The sequence below is a fragment of the Lactococcus taiwanensis genome (assembly GCF_014905395.1).
Lineage (GTDB): Bacteria > Bacillota > Bacilli > Lactobacillales > Streptococcaceae > Lactococcus > Lactococcus taiwanensis.
On record NZ_BNDT01000001.1, the window covers coordinates 238,953 to 253,212 of the forward strand.

Below are 14,260 nucleotides of genomic sequence, written 5' to 3' on the forward strand. Positions count from 1 at the left end.
TGATATAATAGACGGATGAATGTTAAAAAACAAATTTTTAAAGGAACACTCTATGCAGTTGTTGCGGGCTGCATGTGGGGGATATCAGGTATTTTTGGGCAACTTTTCTTTCGAGATTATCAAGGTAGCCCTTTATGGATTACTTCCACACGTTTAACAGTGGCAGGTATCATTCTGCTTACCCTCTCTTTTATCCGTGACCGAGAACATTTTTTTGGTGTTTGGACTTCTAAGAAAAATATGCCTACCCTCTTTTTATATGTCTTTGGAGGTGTTTTTTCTGTGCAGTATTTTTATTATTTAGCCATTCAACTATCAAATAGCGCCACAGCTACGATTTTACAATATACAGCCCCAGTCTTTATTATGCTTTATTTATTGATCTTTCGACGCCAAGCTCCTAAGCCTAAGTCCGTAGTATTTGTCTTTTTAGCAATGCTAGGTGTTTTTTTGTTGATTACAAATGGTGATTTGAGCCATCTCTCTATTAGTCCGCTCGCTCTGATATCCGGCTTACTTGCTGGAGTAGCAGTAGTGATTTACTCCATCGTTCCTAAACCACTTCTTGATAAATATGGCGCTTTGAACATGACAGGCTGGGGAATGATGCTCGCGGGTATCGGCTGCAATATTTTCTATCCTATTTGGCGGGTTGACTTTAAAATAGAGCCTTTATCTATTTTTTATGTCTTAACGATTGCCATTGTAGGAACAGCATTAGCTTTCTTGCTTCTTTTGAGAGCATTCCAACTCATTTCACCGCTAGTAGTCTCTGTAGCAACGGCGACAGAACCCTTAACTTCAGTATTTTTGAGTATTCCTCTTTTTGGCTTAAAATTAACACCTGTTGAACTACTTGCTATCATAATGGTCATCGTCTCTGTCATTTTACTTTCGAAATCAGAACAACAAGTCTAAGAAACCGGATGGTTTCTTTTTATAATGTGGAATAGCGCACTTTTTTGTTATAATAAGCTCAAGAAAGTAGAGCAAAGGCTGATATGGAAGAAATTTATTTACCGTTAAAATTAAAAACGAATGTATGGACGATTTTATGGATCAGTGTTTTGTTTGAGCTTTGTTGCGGTTACTTATTTTACAGGTTTTGGTTATCAATTCCATATAGTCAGCCGTTTTTTTTGATGTTTCTCCTGGTACTCCTTTTTTTGTATCTGCTTACGTTTTCAGTACGACATCTTCGCAAAACACTGTTAGTGATTGATGAAAGAGGTATCACTTTTCGACTCCTACCTCATGAAAAAAGTGTTGAATGGCGGGAGATTCGTGGAATTTATCTTCGAAATCAGCAACTTTACATTTGCAAGGGCCAGCCGAGTGGACCGTTTCAAATGGAAAAAAACAGGGGGAAAATGTTTGACTTCTATCATCCGGGTCATGATTTAGAGGTCGCCTTTTCCATCAGTGCTTCAGCAGTAAAAATTTCTTTAGCAGAATTGTCAATGATTTGTGAAGAGGTTTGGGAAGAAAAAAGCGGACAACCCAAGGAGTCGTTGTGGCGAAATGATCCCTCTCCCAAACAACCAAATTTAAAAAGGAGATTAGCCACATGGCAAATTGCTCTTCTTTGGTTTTTGACTTTCGTTGGTGCACTAACCTTTACTTTTGGTAAAGATATTCTGAAGAGTCACTTTAGTATCGCTTCGGATAAGATTTATTATGTCGTTAACGAAACGACCCATAATATTGAATTCGGATTTGAAACACAAGAATTTAGGAGTGAGGAGGATCGTGCTTACCTTGTTCAAGATGCTTCTTTCAACCAACAGGTAAAACCATCGATGAGCAAGTACCAATTTGACGAAATAGAGCGCTTTTCTTACGAGCATCTTCTTACAAAAGAACAAAATTATGTGATTTCCAAATTAGAACGTCCAACTTGGTGGAAAATCACTTTTGATTTTAAAGACTTTGCTAATAAGAAAAAAGATCTTCAAGCTATTACCTTATATAAGATTCGCAAACCCTTATTCAAAGATTATTTTGAAGCACAAATGCTTCTAAGACAACCAAAAGGAAACAGCGCTGCAATTCCAGTAAAAATCTATCAGGCCCACTAATTTTAAATGGTTTTAAAATAAAGCTTATAAGGTGAGTATGTTATAATATGAACATGGACTACGAAAACTATATCTGGGATTTAGGCGGTACTTTATTAGACAATTACGAAAGTTCTAGTCATGCTTTTGCAGCAACATTATGGGCAATGGCAGAACGGGTGGTCTTACATTCAGAAGCTTATGACGTTTTGAAAATTTCTACTGCCTATGCCGTGGAAAAATTTGCAAAAGATCTCCCAGGTTTTTTAGAGGAATACAAGAAACTTGAAGCAGAAGTTTTAGAAAAACCAATTCTTTTTGATGGAGCAAAAGAAGTACTGACAGAGCTGTCAGCAAGGCACGCTCGTAATTTTATGATTTCACATCGTAATAATCAAGTTCTTACAATTTTAAACTCAGCACAGATTGATTCTTACTTTACAGAAGTTGTGACATCAGATAATGGTTTTAAAAGGAAGCCTGCTCCTGATTCAATTAACTATTTATTAGACAAATATCATCTTGATCCAGCTAAAACAGTGATGATTGGAGATCGTCCCTTAGACATTGAAGCCGGAAAAGCAGCAGGTGTAGCCACCATATATTTTGATAGTGCAGTCTCTACGACAGAAGCACCTACTGCCGATCATCTTATCCATCATTTAACAGAAATTTTAGAATAAAGAAGTTGAAAAGTAAATTTTAAAAATTTGCTTTTTTATTTAACAATATTCTCTCCAAAAAGGTGATTATTTAATAAAAGTTTACCTCACGAAGTCGCTAAAATCGGCTATTTATGGTATAATAGGAGTAAGTTTTCATAGAAATGAGATTTGATTTTGAACGAAGAAAATAAAGATTTAGAAATGCTTGCTGATGAGTATGATGCCAGTCAGATTCAAGTACTTGAAGGGCTTGAGGCAGTTCGGATGCGTCCAGGGATGTATATCGGGTCCACTTCAAAAGAAGGGCTCCATCACTTGGTATGGGAAATTGTAGATAATTCAATTGATGAAGCTTTGGCAGGATTTGCCAGTCATATTGAGGTATTCATAGAAGCCGATAATTCTATTACGGTTGTCGATGATGGTCGGGGAATTCCTGTTGATATTCAAGAAAAAACGGGACGTCCAGCTGTTGAAACAGTTTTTACAGTGCTCCATGCGGGTGGTAAATTTGGCGGAGGCGGCTACAAGGTATCTGGCGGTTTGCACGGTGTGGGTTCTTCCGTAGTTAATGCACTCTCCACAACCTTAGACGTCACGGTACATAAGGACGGTGAAAAGTATTACCAAGAATATCATCGGGGGCTTGTTGTTGACGATCTGAAAGTTATTGGAGAAACCGACCGGCGTGGAACTACAGTTCACTTTGTACCAGATCCCGAGATTTTCACTGAAACAGTGGAGTTTGACTTTGATAAATTGGCAACACGTGTCAGAGAATTAGCTTTCTTGAATCGTGGTCTGCGTATCTCATTGACTGACAAGCGTGCAGGAAATGAGAAGAATGAAGTTCATTTCCATTACGAAGGTGGAATTCAGTCTTATGTTGAATATTTAAATGAAAATAAGACAGTCATTTTTGAACCAGCAATTTTTACTGAAGGGGAAATGGATGGCATTGCAGTTGAAGTGGCAATGCAATATACTGACACCTACCATTCAGTTGTGATGTCCTTTGCTAATAACATTAATACGCATGAAGGTGGGACTCATGAACAAGGCTTTAGAACGGCTCTCACACGTGTCATTAATAATTACGCAAAACAAAATAAAATTCTTAAAGAAAATGAAGATAATCTCACGGGAGATGATGTTCGAGAAGGGTTGACTGCTGTTATTTCGGTTAAACATCCTAACCCTCAATTTGAAGGACAGACGAAAACGAAGCTAGGTAATTCTGAAGTAACAGGGATTGTGAATAAACTTTTTGCTGAAGCTTTGAGTACCTTTATGCTCGAAAACCCAAACGTTGCTCGTAAGATCGTCGAAAAAGGGATTTTAGCAAGCAAGGCTCGTATCGCAGCAAAACGTGCGCGTGAAGTGACACGTAAAAAATCAGGGCTTGAAATTTCCAACCTTCCCGGTAAATTAGCTGACTGTTCATCCAATAATCCAGAACAAACTGAATTATTCATCGTCGAAGGTGATTCGGCTGGTGGATCAGCTAAATCAGGACGTAATCGTGAGTTCCAAGCAATTTTACCTATTCGGGGTAAGATTTTGAATGTGGAAAAAGCCACGATGGATAAAATTTTAGCCAATGAAGAAATTCGTTCGCTATTCACTGCAATGGGAACAGGTTTTGGAGCGGATTACGATTTGTCCAAGGCACGTTATCACAAACTTGTTATCATGACCGATGCCGATGTCGACGGCGCACACATCCGGACACTTTTATTAACACTTTTCTACCGTTACATGCGCCCAGTTGTTGAAGCAGGATATGTTTACATTGCTCAACCTCCAATTTACGGTATCAAAGTTGGTTCAGAAACAAAAGAATACATCCAACCAGGTGAAAATCAAGAAAAAGATTTACAAGAAGCTTTAGCACGTTGGGCACAAGGAAGAACAAAACCTACTGTACAACGTTATAAAGGTTTAGGGGAAATGGATGACCATCAACTTTGGGATACAACCATGGACCCAGAACATCGGCTGATGGCACGCGTTTCTGTTGAAGATGCAGCAGAAGCTGATAAAATATTTGATATGCTCATGGGTGACCGTGTTGAACCCCGTCGTGAATTTATCGAAACCAATGCCCAATATTCAACAATTGATGCTTAAAGATTTAAAAACCCGTGTATATCAAGGGTTTTTCTTTGGTTTCTTTTTTAAATTTTATTAAAGGGGATGAAAAAAGAAAATTTTACAATAAAAGCTTTAGGCTTTTCAAAAATTTATGCTCTACATAAATATGTTATAATTAAAAGATATGAAACTAATAAAAACATTTCTGACCCTCTTTCTGATTGCACTTCTTGCTTCAGTAGGATGTTTGTATTATGCTTTTAAAGTTGAGCCTTATCGTCTCACTTTAAATGAACATCAGGTACAGAGTGTGGCCTCAGAAGAAAAACTAAAATTAGTTCAAATCTCTGACTTGCATATAAAAAAAGATTACACTGCAAAACACTTAGAAAAAGTCGTTCAAAAAGTAAATGAGCAATCTCCAGACTTCATCGTTTTTACTGGTGATCTTTACGATAATTATTCAAACTATCAAGATAATGAACAAGTGGCCTCAAAACTTGCTCATCTAAGAGCAAGATACGGAAAAATAGCTATCTGGGGGAACCGTGATTACGGAGGAGGAGCCTCGCGTATCTATGAAAATATGATGCAACAAGCTGGGTTCTCGCTTTTAAGAAATGAAAATTTAGTAGTAGGAACCTCTCAAGGAAGATCCATTTTATTTACCGGCCTCGATGATGCTTTATTAGGAAACCCTGTATTACCTCCGACAGTTGAGGAAATGAATGGTACAGCCTACGATATTTTATTGACACATGAACCAGATGAGGTGATCCAATATCAAGGAAAAGGGTATGAACTTATTCTCTCGGGACATAGTCATGGCGGACAAGTAAATATACCATTTTTTCCACAAGTTCAAAAAAAAGCAGCAGCCGTGATGGGTCATGCTAATCGTTATACTGGAGGGCTATACACCTTAGATACAGGGGAAAAATTATATGTAAATACGGGTATAGGAACAACTCATCTCTCAGCGCGTTTTGGGGTTTTACCAGAAATTGCGGTATTTTATATTTAAACTCGCCTCCGTTTAGGAGGCCTTTTTTATTAATCTAGAAAAAACTCATTAAGTTACAAGTGGAGTCTCAAAATAGATATTTCTCAACAATAGCAAGGAGTAGATGACAAAAATAGTCCATATTTTATATTGGAGAGTGTCAAAGAAAGGTATTTTGAATGTTCATTTTTCTAAAATGTGCTAGACTATTTAATATTAGGATATGATAAATGAAAATATATAAAATATGGCTAACAGTCATTTTAGTAGGTACAATTATTTTTTGGGTCGGGGTTATTAAACCTAGCCATTACCATTGTCTTCTTTTTTTAGGAAGTGTAGGAATTGCTGGCGGGCTGGTCTGTCTGCTTACGGACTTGATCACAGGACATGTCGTTAGAAAAAAACATCAGTTGAATAAATAATTCCCGTGGAAAATGGGTTTTTCTTTTTTAAAAGTAATAGAATGAAAAAATTGGAGGAAGCAGACAGTTGAGAGAAATTATCATTGTGTTTTTAGGAGCATTTTTAGGAACTTTGTTAGCAGGAGTGTTACTCCAAAAAAAAGGACAAGATGTAACAGTTACTCAAGCAAAATTTCAAAGGCTACAAAAGGTAAGAGAGCAGCTTATTGAAGTGATAATGGCCTATCGAGTAGTAAAGGATACAGCAGACTCTAAAATGAAGCAAGAGAAAGAACTTTTACAGCAACTCGAGTTACTTTCTGTTTACTTTCCGCAAGTAGAGGAGCAAACTGACCAACTAGATAAGTCAATGTTGGAACGTGTTTATAAACTTTCTAATCGTTTTTTCAGTAATTATTATGAAATCCAGATAAAAAGAAAACCAAACTTATCTCAGAAAGAGGGGCTCTCAAAGGAAATTAGTGAAATGCTTACTAAGTTTTTAGAAGACCCAAAAGACTGGGATATGGTTCCTATTTTGAAAGAAAAAGTAAATGCTTATTTAGAAGAAGAATGGATTCTAATTACAAAGGGTAAAAAAGTTCATAAAGATTTATGATCTTTTTTTGTGCTCTGAAAGTACTTAAATTAAGTAATATGAGTAGGGGTGAGCTTTCATTTCTAGGCGTCTAAAGAAATAAAAATTTTATTGAAAAAGATGCTTGTATTTTAAAAAGAAGCATTATATAATTAATAACCATATGAAAGTAAAGGCTTACTATGCTTCACCTGAGAAGTGCTCTTCCGTAAAAAAAGCACAGGAATGGTTAGAAGATCATAAAATCGAATATGAACTGATTCCTTATGGTAAATTGTCTCGTCAGCAGTTGTTAGAAATTTTAAGTTTTACTGAAGGAGGCTTTGCTGATGTGCTTCGCCGAGGGATGAACTATCAAAAGTTGAGTCGTTTAGCGGGAAAGAAAGTTGAAGAAATGGGAACTTTAGAGCTTGCTGATTTTTTGCTTTCCAATTCTCGGTACCTTAATCAACTGCTTCTTGTTGGTAATAATAGAATTCAAGTTGGTTACAATGAAGAAGAAATGAGAAAATTTATTCCTAAAAACAAACGAGTGATTGCAAAAAAAATTTTTAAAAAAATCTAAGCTAAACTAAAGTAAAGCTTGCCTCTCTTTTTGTCATCGTTTCACCTATGCCTTTTTGAGCATTAATTTCCTTTCTGGTGGAGCTTTTATGATATGATAGAGCTAGATGCCCATTTTCTTCTTGTTTAGAAAAGGGTAAAGAAGCGAGGTAGAATCATTGGCTAAGGCAATGTTGGATTGGGTAGCAAGTTTACCATTATGGCAAGCTACCATATTTTTATTTGTAGTAGTATTTTTCAGAGCTCAACTTACTTTTTGGTTGGGAAAATTCATGCGAAAAGGGCTTATTAAAAGTAAGTTTGGAAAAAGCGGCCAAAATGCTGAGGAAAAAAGAGCCGGTATAGCTGCACTTGAAAAATATGGTTGGCCCGTTATTCCCCTGAGTTTTTTAACAGTAGGGTTTCAGTCGGTCGTTCAACTTGGCGCAGGATTTTTGGATTGGAATTGGTTAAAATACACGCTAGCTGCCTTGCCGGGCTATCTAGCTTGGGGATTTATTTATGCTTTTGGCGGATTAGCGCTATTTCGGTCCATCACGAATGGATCAATTGGTCTTTTAATCATCGCACTTATTGTTGCTTTCCTCGTATGGGCTGTAGGCGCGGTAATTGTTAAAAAGTTAAGAACGAATGGATAGTATTCGGATTTTTATAAGAAGCGGTGAGTTACAAAAACTTATAGCTTTTTTTTTTTGGAAAGACGAATTTTTCTTCTTGACAAAATAAAATGAACGGACTATAATAGTTAACGTCGTTAATAAATATTGCCGTTAGAGAGAGGGAAAAGATGAATTACAACCAAGCCGCAGAGGTTTTTCTTTCTGCCGTGAAGAAAAAAGGAAAAGCTGAAATCATAAACCGCTTCAATAATTACTCCCATGGGGAGCAATTGGTGTTGGGGTATCTTTATAAAGAAGCTGGTAAAGAAGTTGTACCTAGTGCGATTGCAAAATACACCCACACGAGTACAGCTCGAATTGCGACCATCTTGAACAATCTCGAAGACAAACATATGATCACCCGTGAGATTTCAAGAACTGACCGTCGTAAAATATTGGTTGCTATAACTGATAAAGGGCGCCGAACTGCAGAAGAAGCAAAAATGGCCGCCTGCACCAATTTGGCGCGTGTTTTTGAGGAAATGGGTGAAGAACGAACGCAAAGTTTCATCGAAAATTTCAAATTATTTTTAGAAATTGGGATGAAAAATGCGCAAGAACAAAAAGAAAAAGAGGAGGAAAAAAATGCCTAATACAATTGAAAAAGATTATCATTTAGACATTCATGGTAAGCATTACAGCCGTATCGGTATGCTTATTTTAATCTTAGTTGGGACATTCGGGGCCATGTTGATGCAAACATCACTTGGAACGGCTATTCCTACTTTGATGAACGACTTTAACATTACAATGTCAACTGCTCAACAAGCCACCACATGGTTCTTGTTAGCAAATGGGATTATGGTCCCAATTTCTGCCTACTTGGCAACAAAATTCCCAACACGCTGGCTCTATATGAGCGCTTATGCCATTTTATTTATTGGGATGTTCGTAGCTTACTCAGCTCCAACTTCAAGCTGGTGGGTCTTTCTTGCTGGTCGTATCTTACAAGCTATAGCTGTAGGGATCACGATGCCCTTGATGCAAGTGGCTTTAGTCAATATGTTTCCTGCTAAACAAATGGGAGCAATCATGGGGATTGCAGGGGTAGTTCTCGTCCTTGCACCTGCAATTGGTCCTACCTTTGCTGGTTGGCTCATCACACATAAATTTCATTTTATTTTCTGGACTTTTGCCGCGAGCTGGCGTACAGTTTTCTTGATTCCTATGATTGTGGTTGGTATCGTCTTTCTCGTTTCAATTTTTGCGATGCGAGATGTTATCCCAAACCGTCCAATGAAGTTAGATTTCCTCTCAGTTGTTCTTTCTGTCCTTGGCTTTGGTATCTTCCTTTGGGGCTTTACAAATGTCGCAACAGATGGCTGGGGACAATTTGACACGGTTATTGCTCCAATCGTGGGTGGGTTAATTATAATAGCACTCTTTGGTTGGCGCCAACTTAAAATGGATGATCCTTTCCTTGATATTCGTGTCTTTAAGATTAAACAATTTACATTGGTGACTTTAGCACTTGCATTAAGTACCATGGCCATGATGGGTGTTGAAATGATGCTGCCGCTCTATCTTCAAGATGTGCATGGTCTTTCAGCCTTTAATTCAGGTTTGGTATTACTTCCTGGTTCATTGGTAATGGTAGTTGTCGCACCACTCGCAGGGAATGTTTATGACCGAATTGGTGCTAAACGTCTTGCCCTTGTCGGTTTCTGTGTATTGGCAATCGGTACAGTTCCGTTTATGTTCTTTACATCAACTACTCCAGACCACTTCGTTACTTTACTTTACGGTTTACGTATGGTCGGGGTTGGTATGGTTATGATGCCTTTGACTACGAGCGCCATGAACTCAGTGCCTGTTAATGAAGTGGCTCAAGCTACCGCCTCTAATACCACTGCACGTCAAGTTGCTTCGTCAGTCGTTGTTGCTTTACTTTCATCAGTAGCGCAAAATGTAATTACCAACAACATGCCTGCTACATCCTTGAAGACTTCTGATCCATTACAATACGCTAATAAAGCTATCGGAGCAATGCTTCAAGGTTACCACGCTTCGTTTGCGATTGGTTTTGCCTTTGCGGTAGTAGGTATTGTTGTCGCACTCTTTTTGAGAAATGGAAAAATGTTGGCTGGTGTTCCTGTTGAAGAACATGAAGTAGAAGGAGGAACTAAATAATGTTAATTTTAGTATTAATTGTGATCTTTATGATCGGTACTTTCTTTGGATTTATGTTCATTAAAAATACTTTCGCTCATTGGTTAGTGGGAGGTCTCTCATTTTTACTTTTGGCGACTTCTGTTGGGATGCTCACCTTCCATATTAAAGATCACTGGGGAATGAAAGAAGTTTCAACTTCACGTACCCATGAGATTTATACAGCTGGAGATTCATCAGCAGCCTATAACTTGATGATCAAAGCTGAGATTGGTAAAAATACCAATAACTATGTGTTCGTTTATCGTAACGAAGAAGATGCGAAGAAGCCAGATACAAACTTTACACCAGATGAAAAGCATATTTCAGAAGCAGTCAAGAAATCTGCTACTTATAAAATGACGGATGCGTCGAAAGCTACAGTGACCACCACCACAACACGTCGTGTTTGGGCTTCTGATTTATATAAAGCACTTTTTAGCATGGGTGACGAAGAAGGTGATTTGGTAAAACAACGCTCAGTGGTTAGTGTTCCAAAAGATACTTGGCTCGTTTTGACACAAGATCAAGTCGAAAAATTGACTAAAGAAGCACCAGCGATGCAAGCTCAAATGGCAGCTCAACTGAAAGCTGATCCTGCAAAAGCTGCAGAGTTGGCACAGCTGCAAAAAACGAATCCTGAAGCTTATGCTAAGATGCAAGTAGAGCAAATCAAAACCCTTTTGGGAATCAAAGATTAATTTAAAAAGTCCCCCTTATTAGGGGCTTTTTTTTGTGCGATACTCAATAACAGGAGGGGGTCTTTAAGGAGATATGATATAATAAGAAGAGCATAAAACGAACAAGAAATGAGAAATAATGGAAAAGTTATCGGATGCAGAAATGTATACTTGGGATTTTTTGGAAGAAAATAGATCAAAGGTGCAGCGCTCATCGATCACTCAAATTGCTGAGTTAGGCCACGTGAGTACAGCCACGATTGTCAGAACGTTAAAGAAAAGAGGTTTTGAGGGCTTCTCTGATTATAAAAATCTTTTGAAACGTCATCACCAAACAGATCAGCAAGAAATCAAAGGTCTGTCAAAGGAAGCCAATGCTTTTATTTATAAAAATTTAGATGAAGTGGTGCGTACAATCAACTTATTGGATGGTCAGGAACTTTCCCACATTTTAGAAGCACTGACAACTTCTCAGACAATAATGATTATCGCGCGTGGGCCAAGTACGGGTGTGGCTGATGATCTGACACATCGGCTACAATCCTTAGGGAAAAATGCTGTCAGTCGCTATTTTGATAGTATGATGGACTATGCGGATAAGTTGACGGCTGACGATATGGTCATTGCATTGAGTTCGTCAGGAACAACACCTAGAATTCTTGCTGCGGTCAAGAAGTCAAAAAGGCAAGGAGCTAAAGTTTTAGCGATTACTTGCAACTATCAAAGTGAGCTTGCTCAGTTGAGTGACTTTGTACTTTTGGCTTATAAATCTAAATTAGAAAAATCAGCTTTACTAGGTGATGCTGCAAGTCGCATGACTTTAGAATTAATTTGTCGCATTTTGCTGGATTTGTATGCCATCTACCAAGAAAAGGGCTCAATCATGAACTGACAGAGCTGTCAGGCGTTTTTGAAGTGACGAAAGGCAATTTCCGCTGGTTTTTTATTAAAAACTTTTGTAAAAGTTTTCAGATGAAGACGCAGCGATGTGAAAACCTTTTTATGAAGAATTTTTATATAATAGAGATAGAAAAGTTTGATATAATAAGTGTAATATTAGAAAATGGAGTATGAGATGGCAAAAAAATTTGGTCGTGTACATTTAATCGTAATGGATTCAGCAGGAATCGGTGAAGCACCTGATGCGAATCGCTTTTTCAATCATGAAACACCAGATACTGGTTCAAATACTATTGGCCATATTTCAGAAAAAGTGGGCTTAGACGTACCCAATTTTCAAAAATTAGGCTTGGGTAATATTGCACCATTAAAAACAGTGGCCCCAACTGACAAACCGCTCGGTTACAGTACAAAATTGCAAGAAGTATCTGAAGGAAAAGATACGATGACTGGACACTGGGAAATTATGGGGCTGGATATTAAAACGCCTTTTCCTGTCTATCCGGACGGCTTTCCAGAAGAACTTTTGACTAAAATCGAAGAATTTTCAGGCCGTAAAATCATTCGTGAAGCGAATAAGCCCTACTCAGGTACGGCGGTTATTGATGATTTTGGTCCTCGCCAAATGGAAACAGGCGAGCTGATTATCTATACATCAGCTGACCCTGTCTTGCAAATTGCGGCACATGAAGAGATTATCCCTGTTGATGAGCTTATGAAGATTTGTGAATATGTACGCTCAATTACGTTAGTCGGCTCTGAATGGATGTTGGGCCGGATTATTGCTCGGCCTTATGTGGGGACGCCAGGTCATTTTGAGCGGACAGCACATCGTCGTGACTTTGCACTTGCACCATTTGGTCGTACCGTCATGAATAATCTGGACGATGCGGGTTTCAAGGTGATTTCGGTCGGTAAAATCCATGACATTTATGATGGTCAAGGTATTAATAAAGACATGGGTCACAATGAAAACGACATGGACGGTGTGGATCGCATGCTGAAAGCCATGGCCCTGCCCGAGTTCGATGAAGGCTTACTCTTTGTTAACCTCGTGGATATGGATGCCAAATACGGTCACCGTCGCAATCCAGAAGGTTATCGTGATGCCATTCAAGACTTAGATGGTCGTTTGCCAGAAATTATGGATGCGATGCGAGAGGATGACATTCTTATGATCACTGCAGACCACGGGAATGATCCAACATTCGTGGGAACAGATCACACGCGTGAATACATTCCATTGGTCACTTTCTCTAAAGCTTTCAAGGAACCAAAACCTTTGCCAATCGGACACTTTGCCGATATCTCTGCGACTATCGCAGAAAATTTTGGTGTAGAAAAAGGCGATATTGGAGAATCAATCTTGGATGAATTAGTTTAAGCTGAAAAATTTTACTGACGAAGTGGTCAGTAAAGGTTAAATGAGAAAAGGTGAGCTTATGGACAAAAATGATGTCAAAAATCGCTTTGAAAAAATTTCGGGTGGGATGTCAGGCAACGCAGTCATTATTGATAAAGAAACAGGAATTGAATACCTCTTTAGCGCCGGTAGTGGCGGTGGAGGGGGACTTACGGTGCTTTTGGACCGATCAGGCAAACCAAAAATTAATCAAGATTACCACTAAACCCAATTTATAAAAAGCAGTGTACGCTTACTGACCACTCTGTCAGTAATTTTAAAACTGATGGAGCCATCAGTGAACTCAAAATAATAAAAAGGAAAAAATTATGCCAACACCACATATTGAAGCTCAAAAAGGCGAAATCGCAGATAAAATCCTCTTACCAGGTGACCCCTTACGTGCCAAATTTATTGCGGAAAATTTCCTCGAAAATCCAGTCCAATTTAACCAAGTGCGTGGAATGCTTGGATTTACAGGGACTTATAAAGGGCATCGCGTTTCAGTCATGGGGACAGGGATGGGGATTCCTTCCATTTCAATCTATGCCAATGAATTAATCACAGAATACGGTGTGAAACGCTTGATTCGCGTGGGGACAGCGGGTTCCATTAATGAAGAAGTTCATATTCGTGATTTGGTGATTGGGCAAGCTGCAGCAACAACCTCAGCGATTGTTCGTCACGATTTCCCTGATTTTGATTTTCCACAAATTGCGGACTTTGACTTGCTAGATAAGGCTTACCATATCGCAAAAGACTTAGGGATCACCACCCATGTGGGAAACATTTTAAGCTCTGATTTGTTCTATGGCGGGCCTGATGCGTTGAAAATCGGTCAACTTGGCGTCAAAGCTGTTGAGATGGAAGCAGCAGGTCTTTATTACCTTGGCGCTAAACATCACGTTCAAACCCTCGGTATTATGACAATATCTGATCATCTGCTGACAGGAGAAGCAACGACATCAGAAGAACGCCAACTCACGTTCACTGATATGATGAAAGTTGGACTTGAAACACTTATTGCTGAATAATTATTTATAATGAACTTACAGCCCTGTCAGTGAATGACAGGACTTTTTAAAA

Annotated in this window: 15 protein-coding genes; all 15 read left to right on the forward strand. The window is 38.5% G+C overall.

The features are described 5' to 3' along the window. The first annotated feature begins 15 nt into the window (after positions 1–15). The 15 genes from JKP71_RS01135 (at position 16) to deoD (ending at position 14,208) form a co-directional block, all read left to right on the forward strand. The gene (locus JKP71_RS01135) at positions 16–918 is read left to right on the forward strand and encodes a DMT family transporter (RefSeq protein ID WP_075524543.1); all 903 of its coding nucleotides are present in this window, start codon (positions 16–18) and stop codon (positions 916–918) included. Positions 919–1,214: 296 nt separating this feature from the next. Next, positions 1,215–2,078 (forward strand): hypothetical protein, encoded by an 864-nt coding sequence (locus JKP71_RS01140; protein ID WP_200406716.1) that lies wholly within the window; start codon positions 1,215–1,217, stop codon positions 2,076–2,078. 53 nt (positions 2,079–2,131) lie between these two features. Continuing rightward, positions 2,132–2,740, forward strand: a complete 609-nt coding sequence (locus tag JKP71_RS01145; RefSeq protein WP_200406717.1) for an HAD family hydrolase — start codon at positions 2,132–2,134, stop codon at positions 2,738–2,740. Between the two features lie 156 nt (positions 2,741–2,896). Continuing rightward, positions 2,897–4,852, forward strand: a complete 1,956-nt coding sequence (gyrB, locus tag JKP71_RS01150; RefSeq protein WP_075524545.1) for a DNA topoisomerase (ATP-hydrolyzing) subunit B — start codon at positions 2,897–2,899, stop codon at positions 4,850–4,852. Between the two features lie 148 nt (positions 4,853–5,000). Next, a complete protein-coding gene (locus tag JKP71_RS01155) occupies positions 5,001–5,840 on the forward strand; it encodes a metallophosphoesterase (RefSeq protein WP_200406718.1) in 840 nt (279 codons plus the stop codon). A gap of 471 nt (positions 5,841–6,311) precedes the next feature. Beyond that, a complete protein-coding gene (locus JKP71_RS01160) occupies positions 6,312–6,842 on the forward strand; it encodes a hypothetical protein (protein ID WP_200406719.1) in 531 nt (176 codons plus the stop codon). A gap of 103 nt (positions 6,843–6,945) precedes the next feature. Next, positions 6,946–7,386, forward strand: coding sequence for an ArsC/Spx/MgsR family protein (locus tag JKP71_RS01165; RefSeq protein WP_200406720.1), 441 nt, complete (start codon positions 6,946–6,948; stop codon positions 7,384–7,386). A 169-nt stretch (positions 7,387–7,555) separates the two neighbouring features. Continuing rightward, entirely contained in the window at positions 7,556–8,023 is a 468-nt protein-coding gene (locus JKP71_RS01170) for a VTT domain-containing protein (RefSeq protein WP_155724337.1), read from the forward strand. 149 nt (positions 8,024–8,172) lie between these two features. After that, complete coding sequence (locus JKP71_RS01175) at positions 8,173–8,637, forward strand: MarR family winged helix-turn-helix transcriptional regulator (protein ID WP_200406721.1); 465 nt, start codon at positions 8,173–8,175, stop codon at positions 8,635–8,637. After that, positions 8,630–10,174: an MDR family MFS transporter gene (locus tag JKP71_RS01180; RefSeq protein ID WP_200406722.1), complete on the forward strand. Its 1,545-nt coding sequence runs from the start codon at positions 8,630–8,632 to the stop codon at positions 10,172–10,174. The genes JKP71_RS01175 and JKP71_RS01180 overlap by 8 nt, the downstream gene beginning before the upstream one ends. Beyond that, entirely contained in the window at positions 10,174–10,893 is a 720-nt protein-coding gene (locus JKP71_RS01185) for a DUF4811 domain-containing protein (RefSeq protein ID WP_075524553.1), read from the forward strand. Before JKP71_RS01180 ends, JKP71_RS01185 begins: the two co-directional genes overlap by 1 nt. A gap of 118 nt (positions 10,894–11,011) precedes the next feature. Further along, positions 11,012–11,764 (forward strand): MurR/RpiR family transcriptional regulator, encoded by a 753-nt coding sequence (locus JKP71_RS01190; protein WP_075524554.1) that lies wholly within the window; start codon positions 11,012–11,014, stop codon positions 11,762–11,764. Between the two features lie 183 nt (positions 11,765–11,947). Beyond that, positions 11,948–13,156: a phosphopentomutase gene (locus tag JKP71_RS01195; protein ID WP_200406723.1), complete on the forward strand. Its 1,209-nt coding sequence runs from the start codon at positions 11,948–11,950 to the stop codon at positions 13,154–13,156. A 58-nt stretch (positions 13,157–13,214) separates the two neighbouring features. After that, positions 13,215–13,400 carry a DUF6440 family protein gene (locus JKP71_RS01200; RefSeq protein WP_075524556.1) on the forward strand — a complete coding sequence of 62 codons (186 nt, stop codon included), beginning with the start codon at positions 13,215–13,217 and terminating at the stop codon, positions 13,398–13,400. Between the two features lie 103 nt (positions 13,401–13,503). Next, positions 13,504–14,208, forward strand: a complete 705-nt coding sequence (gene deoD, locus JKP71_RS01205; RefSeq protein ID WP_075524557.1) for a purine-nucleoside phosphorylase — start codon at positions 13,504–13,506, stop codon at positions 14,206–14,208. The last annotated feature ends 52 nt before the right edge of the window (positions 14,209–14,260 follow it).

Coding starts and splice junctions, on each gene's coding strand:
- JKP71_RS01135 (WP_075524543.1), top strand. CDS start 16: ATGAATGTTAAAAAACAAATTTTTAAAGGAACACTCTATGCAGTTGTT.
- JKP71_RS01145 (WP_200406717.1), top strand. CDS start 2,132: ATGGACTACGAAAACTATATCTGGGATTTAGGCGGTACTTTATTAGAC.
- JKP71_RS01155 (WP_200406718.1), top strand. CDS start 5,001: ATGAAACTAATAAAAACATTTCTGACCCTCTTTCTGATTGCACTTCTT.
- JKP71_RS01170 (WP_155724337.1), top strand. CDS start 7,556: ATGTTGGATTGGGTAGCAAGTTTACCATTATGGCAAGCTACCATATTT.
- JKP71_RS01175 (WP_200406721.1), top strand. CDS start 8,173: ATGAATTACAACCAAGCCGCAGAGGTTTTTCTTTCTGCCGTGAAGAAA.
- JKP71_RS01180 (WP_200406722.1), top strand. CDS start 8,630: ATGCCTAATACAATTGAAAAAGATTATCATTTAGACATTCATGGTAAG.
- JKP71_RS01185 (WP_075524553.1), top strand. CDS start 10,174: ATGTTAATTTTAGTATTAATTGTGATCTTTATGATCGGTACTTTCTTT.
- JKP71_RS01190 (WP_075524554.1), top strand. CDS start 11,012: ATGGAAAAGTTATCGGATGCAGAAATGTATACTTGGGATTTTTTGGAA.
- JKP71_RS01195 (WP_200406723.1), top strand. CDS start 11,948: ATGGCAAAAAAATTTGGTCGTGTACATTTAATCGTAATGGATTCAGCA.
- JKP71_RS01200 (WP_075524556.1), top strand. CDS start 13,215: ATGGACAAAAATGATGTCAAAAATCGCTTTGAAAAAATTTCGGGTGGG.
- deoD (WP_075524557.1), top strand. CDS start 13,504: ATGCCAACACCACATATTGAAGCTCAAAAAGGCGAAATCGCAGATAAA.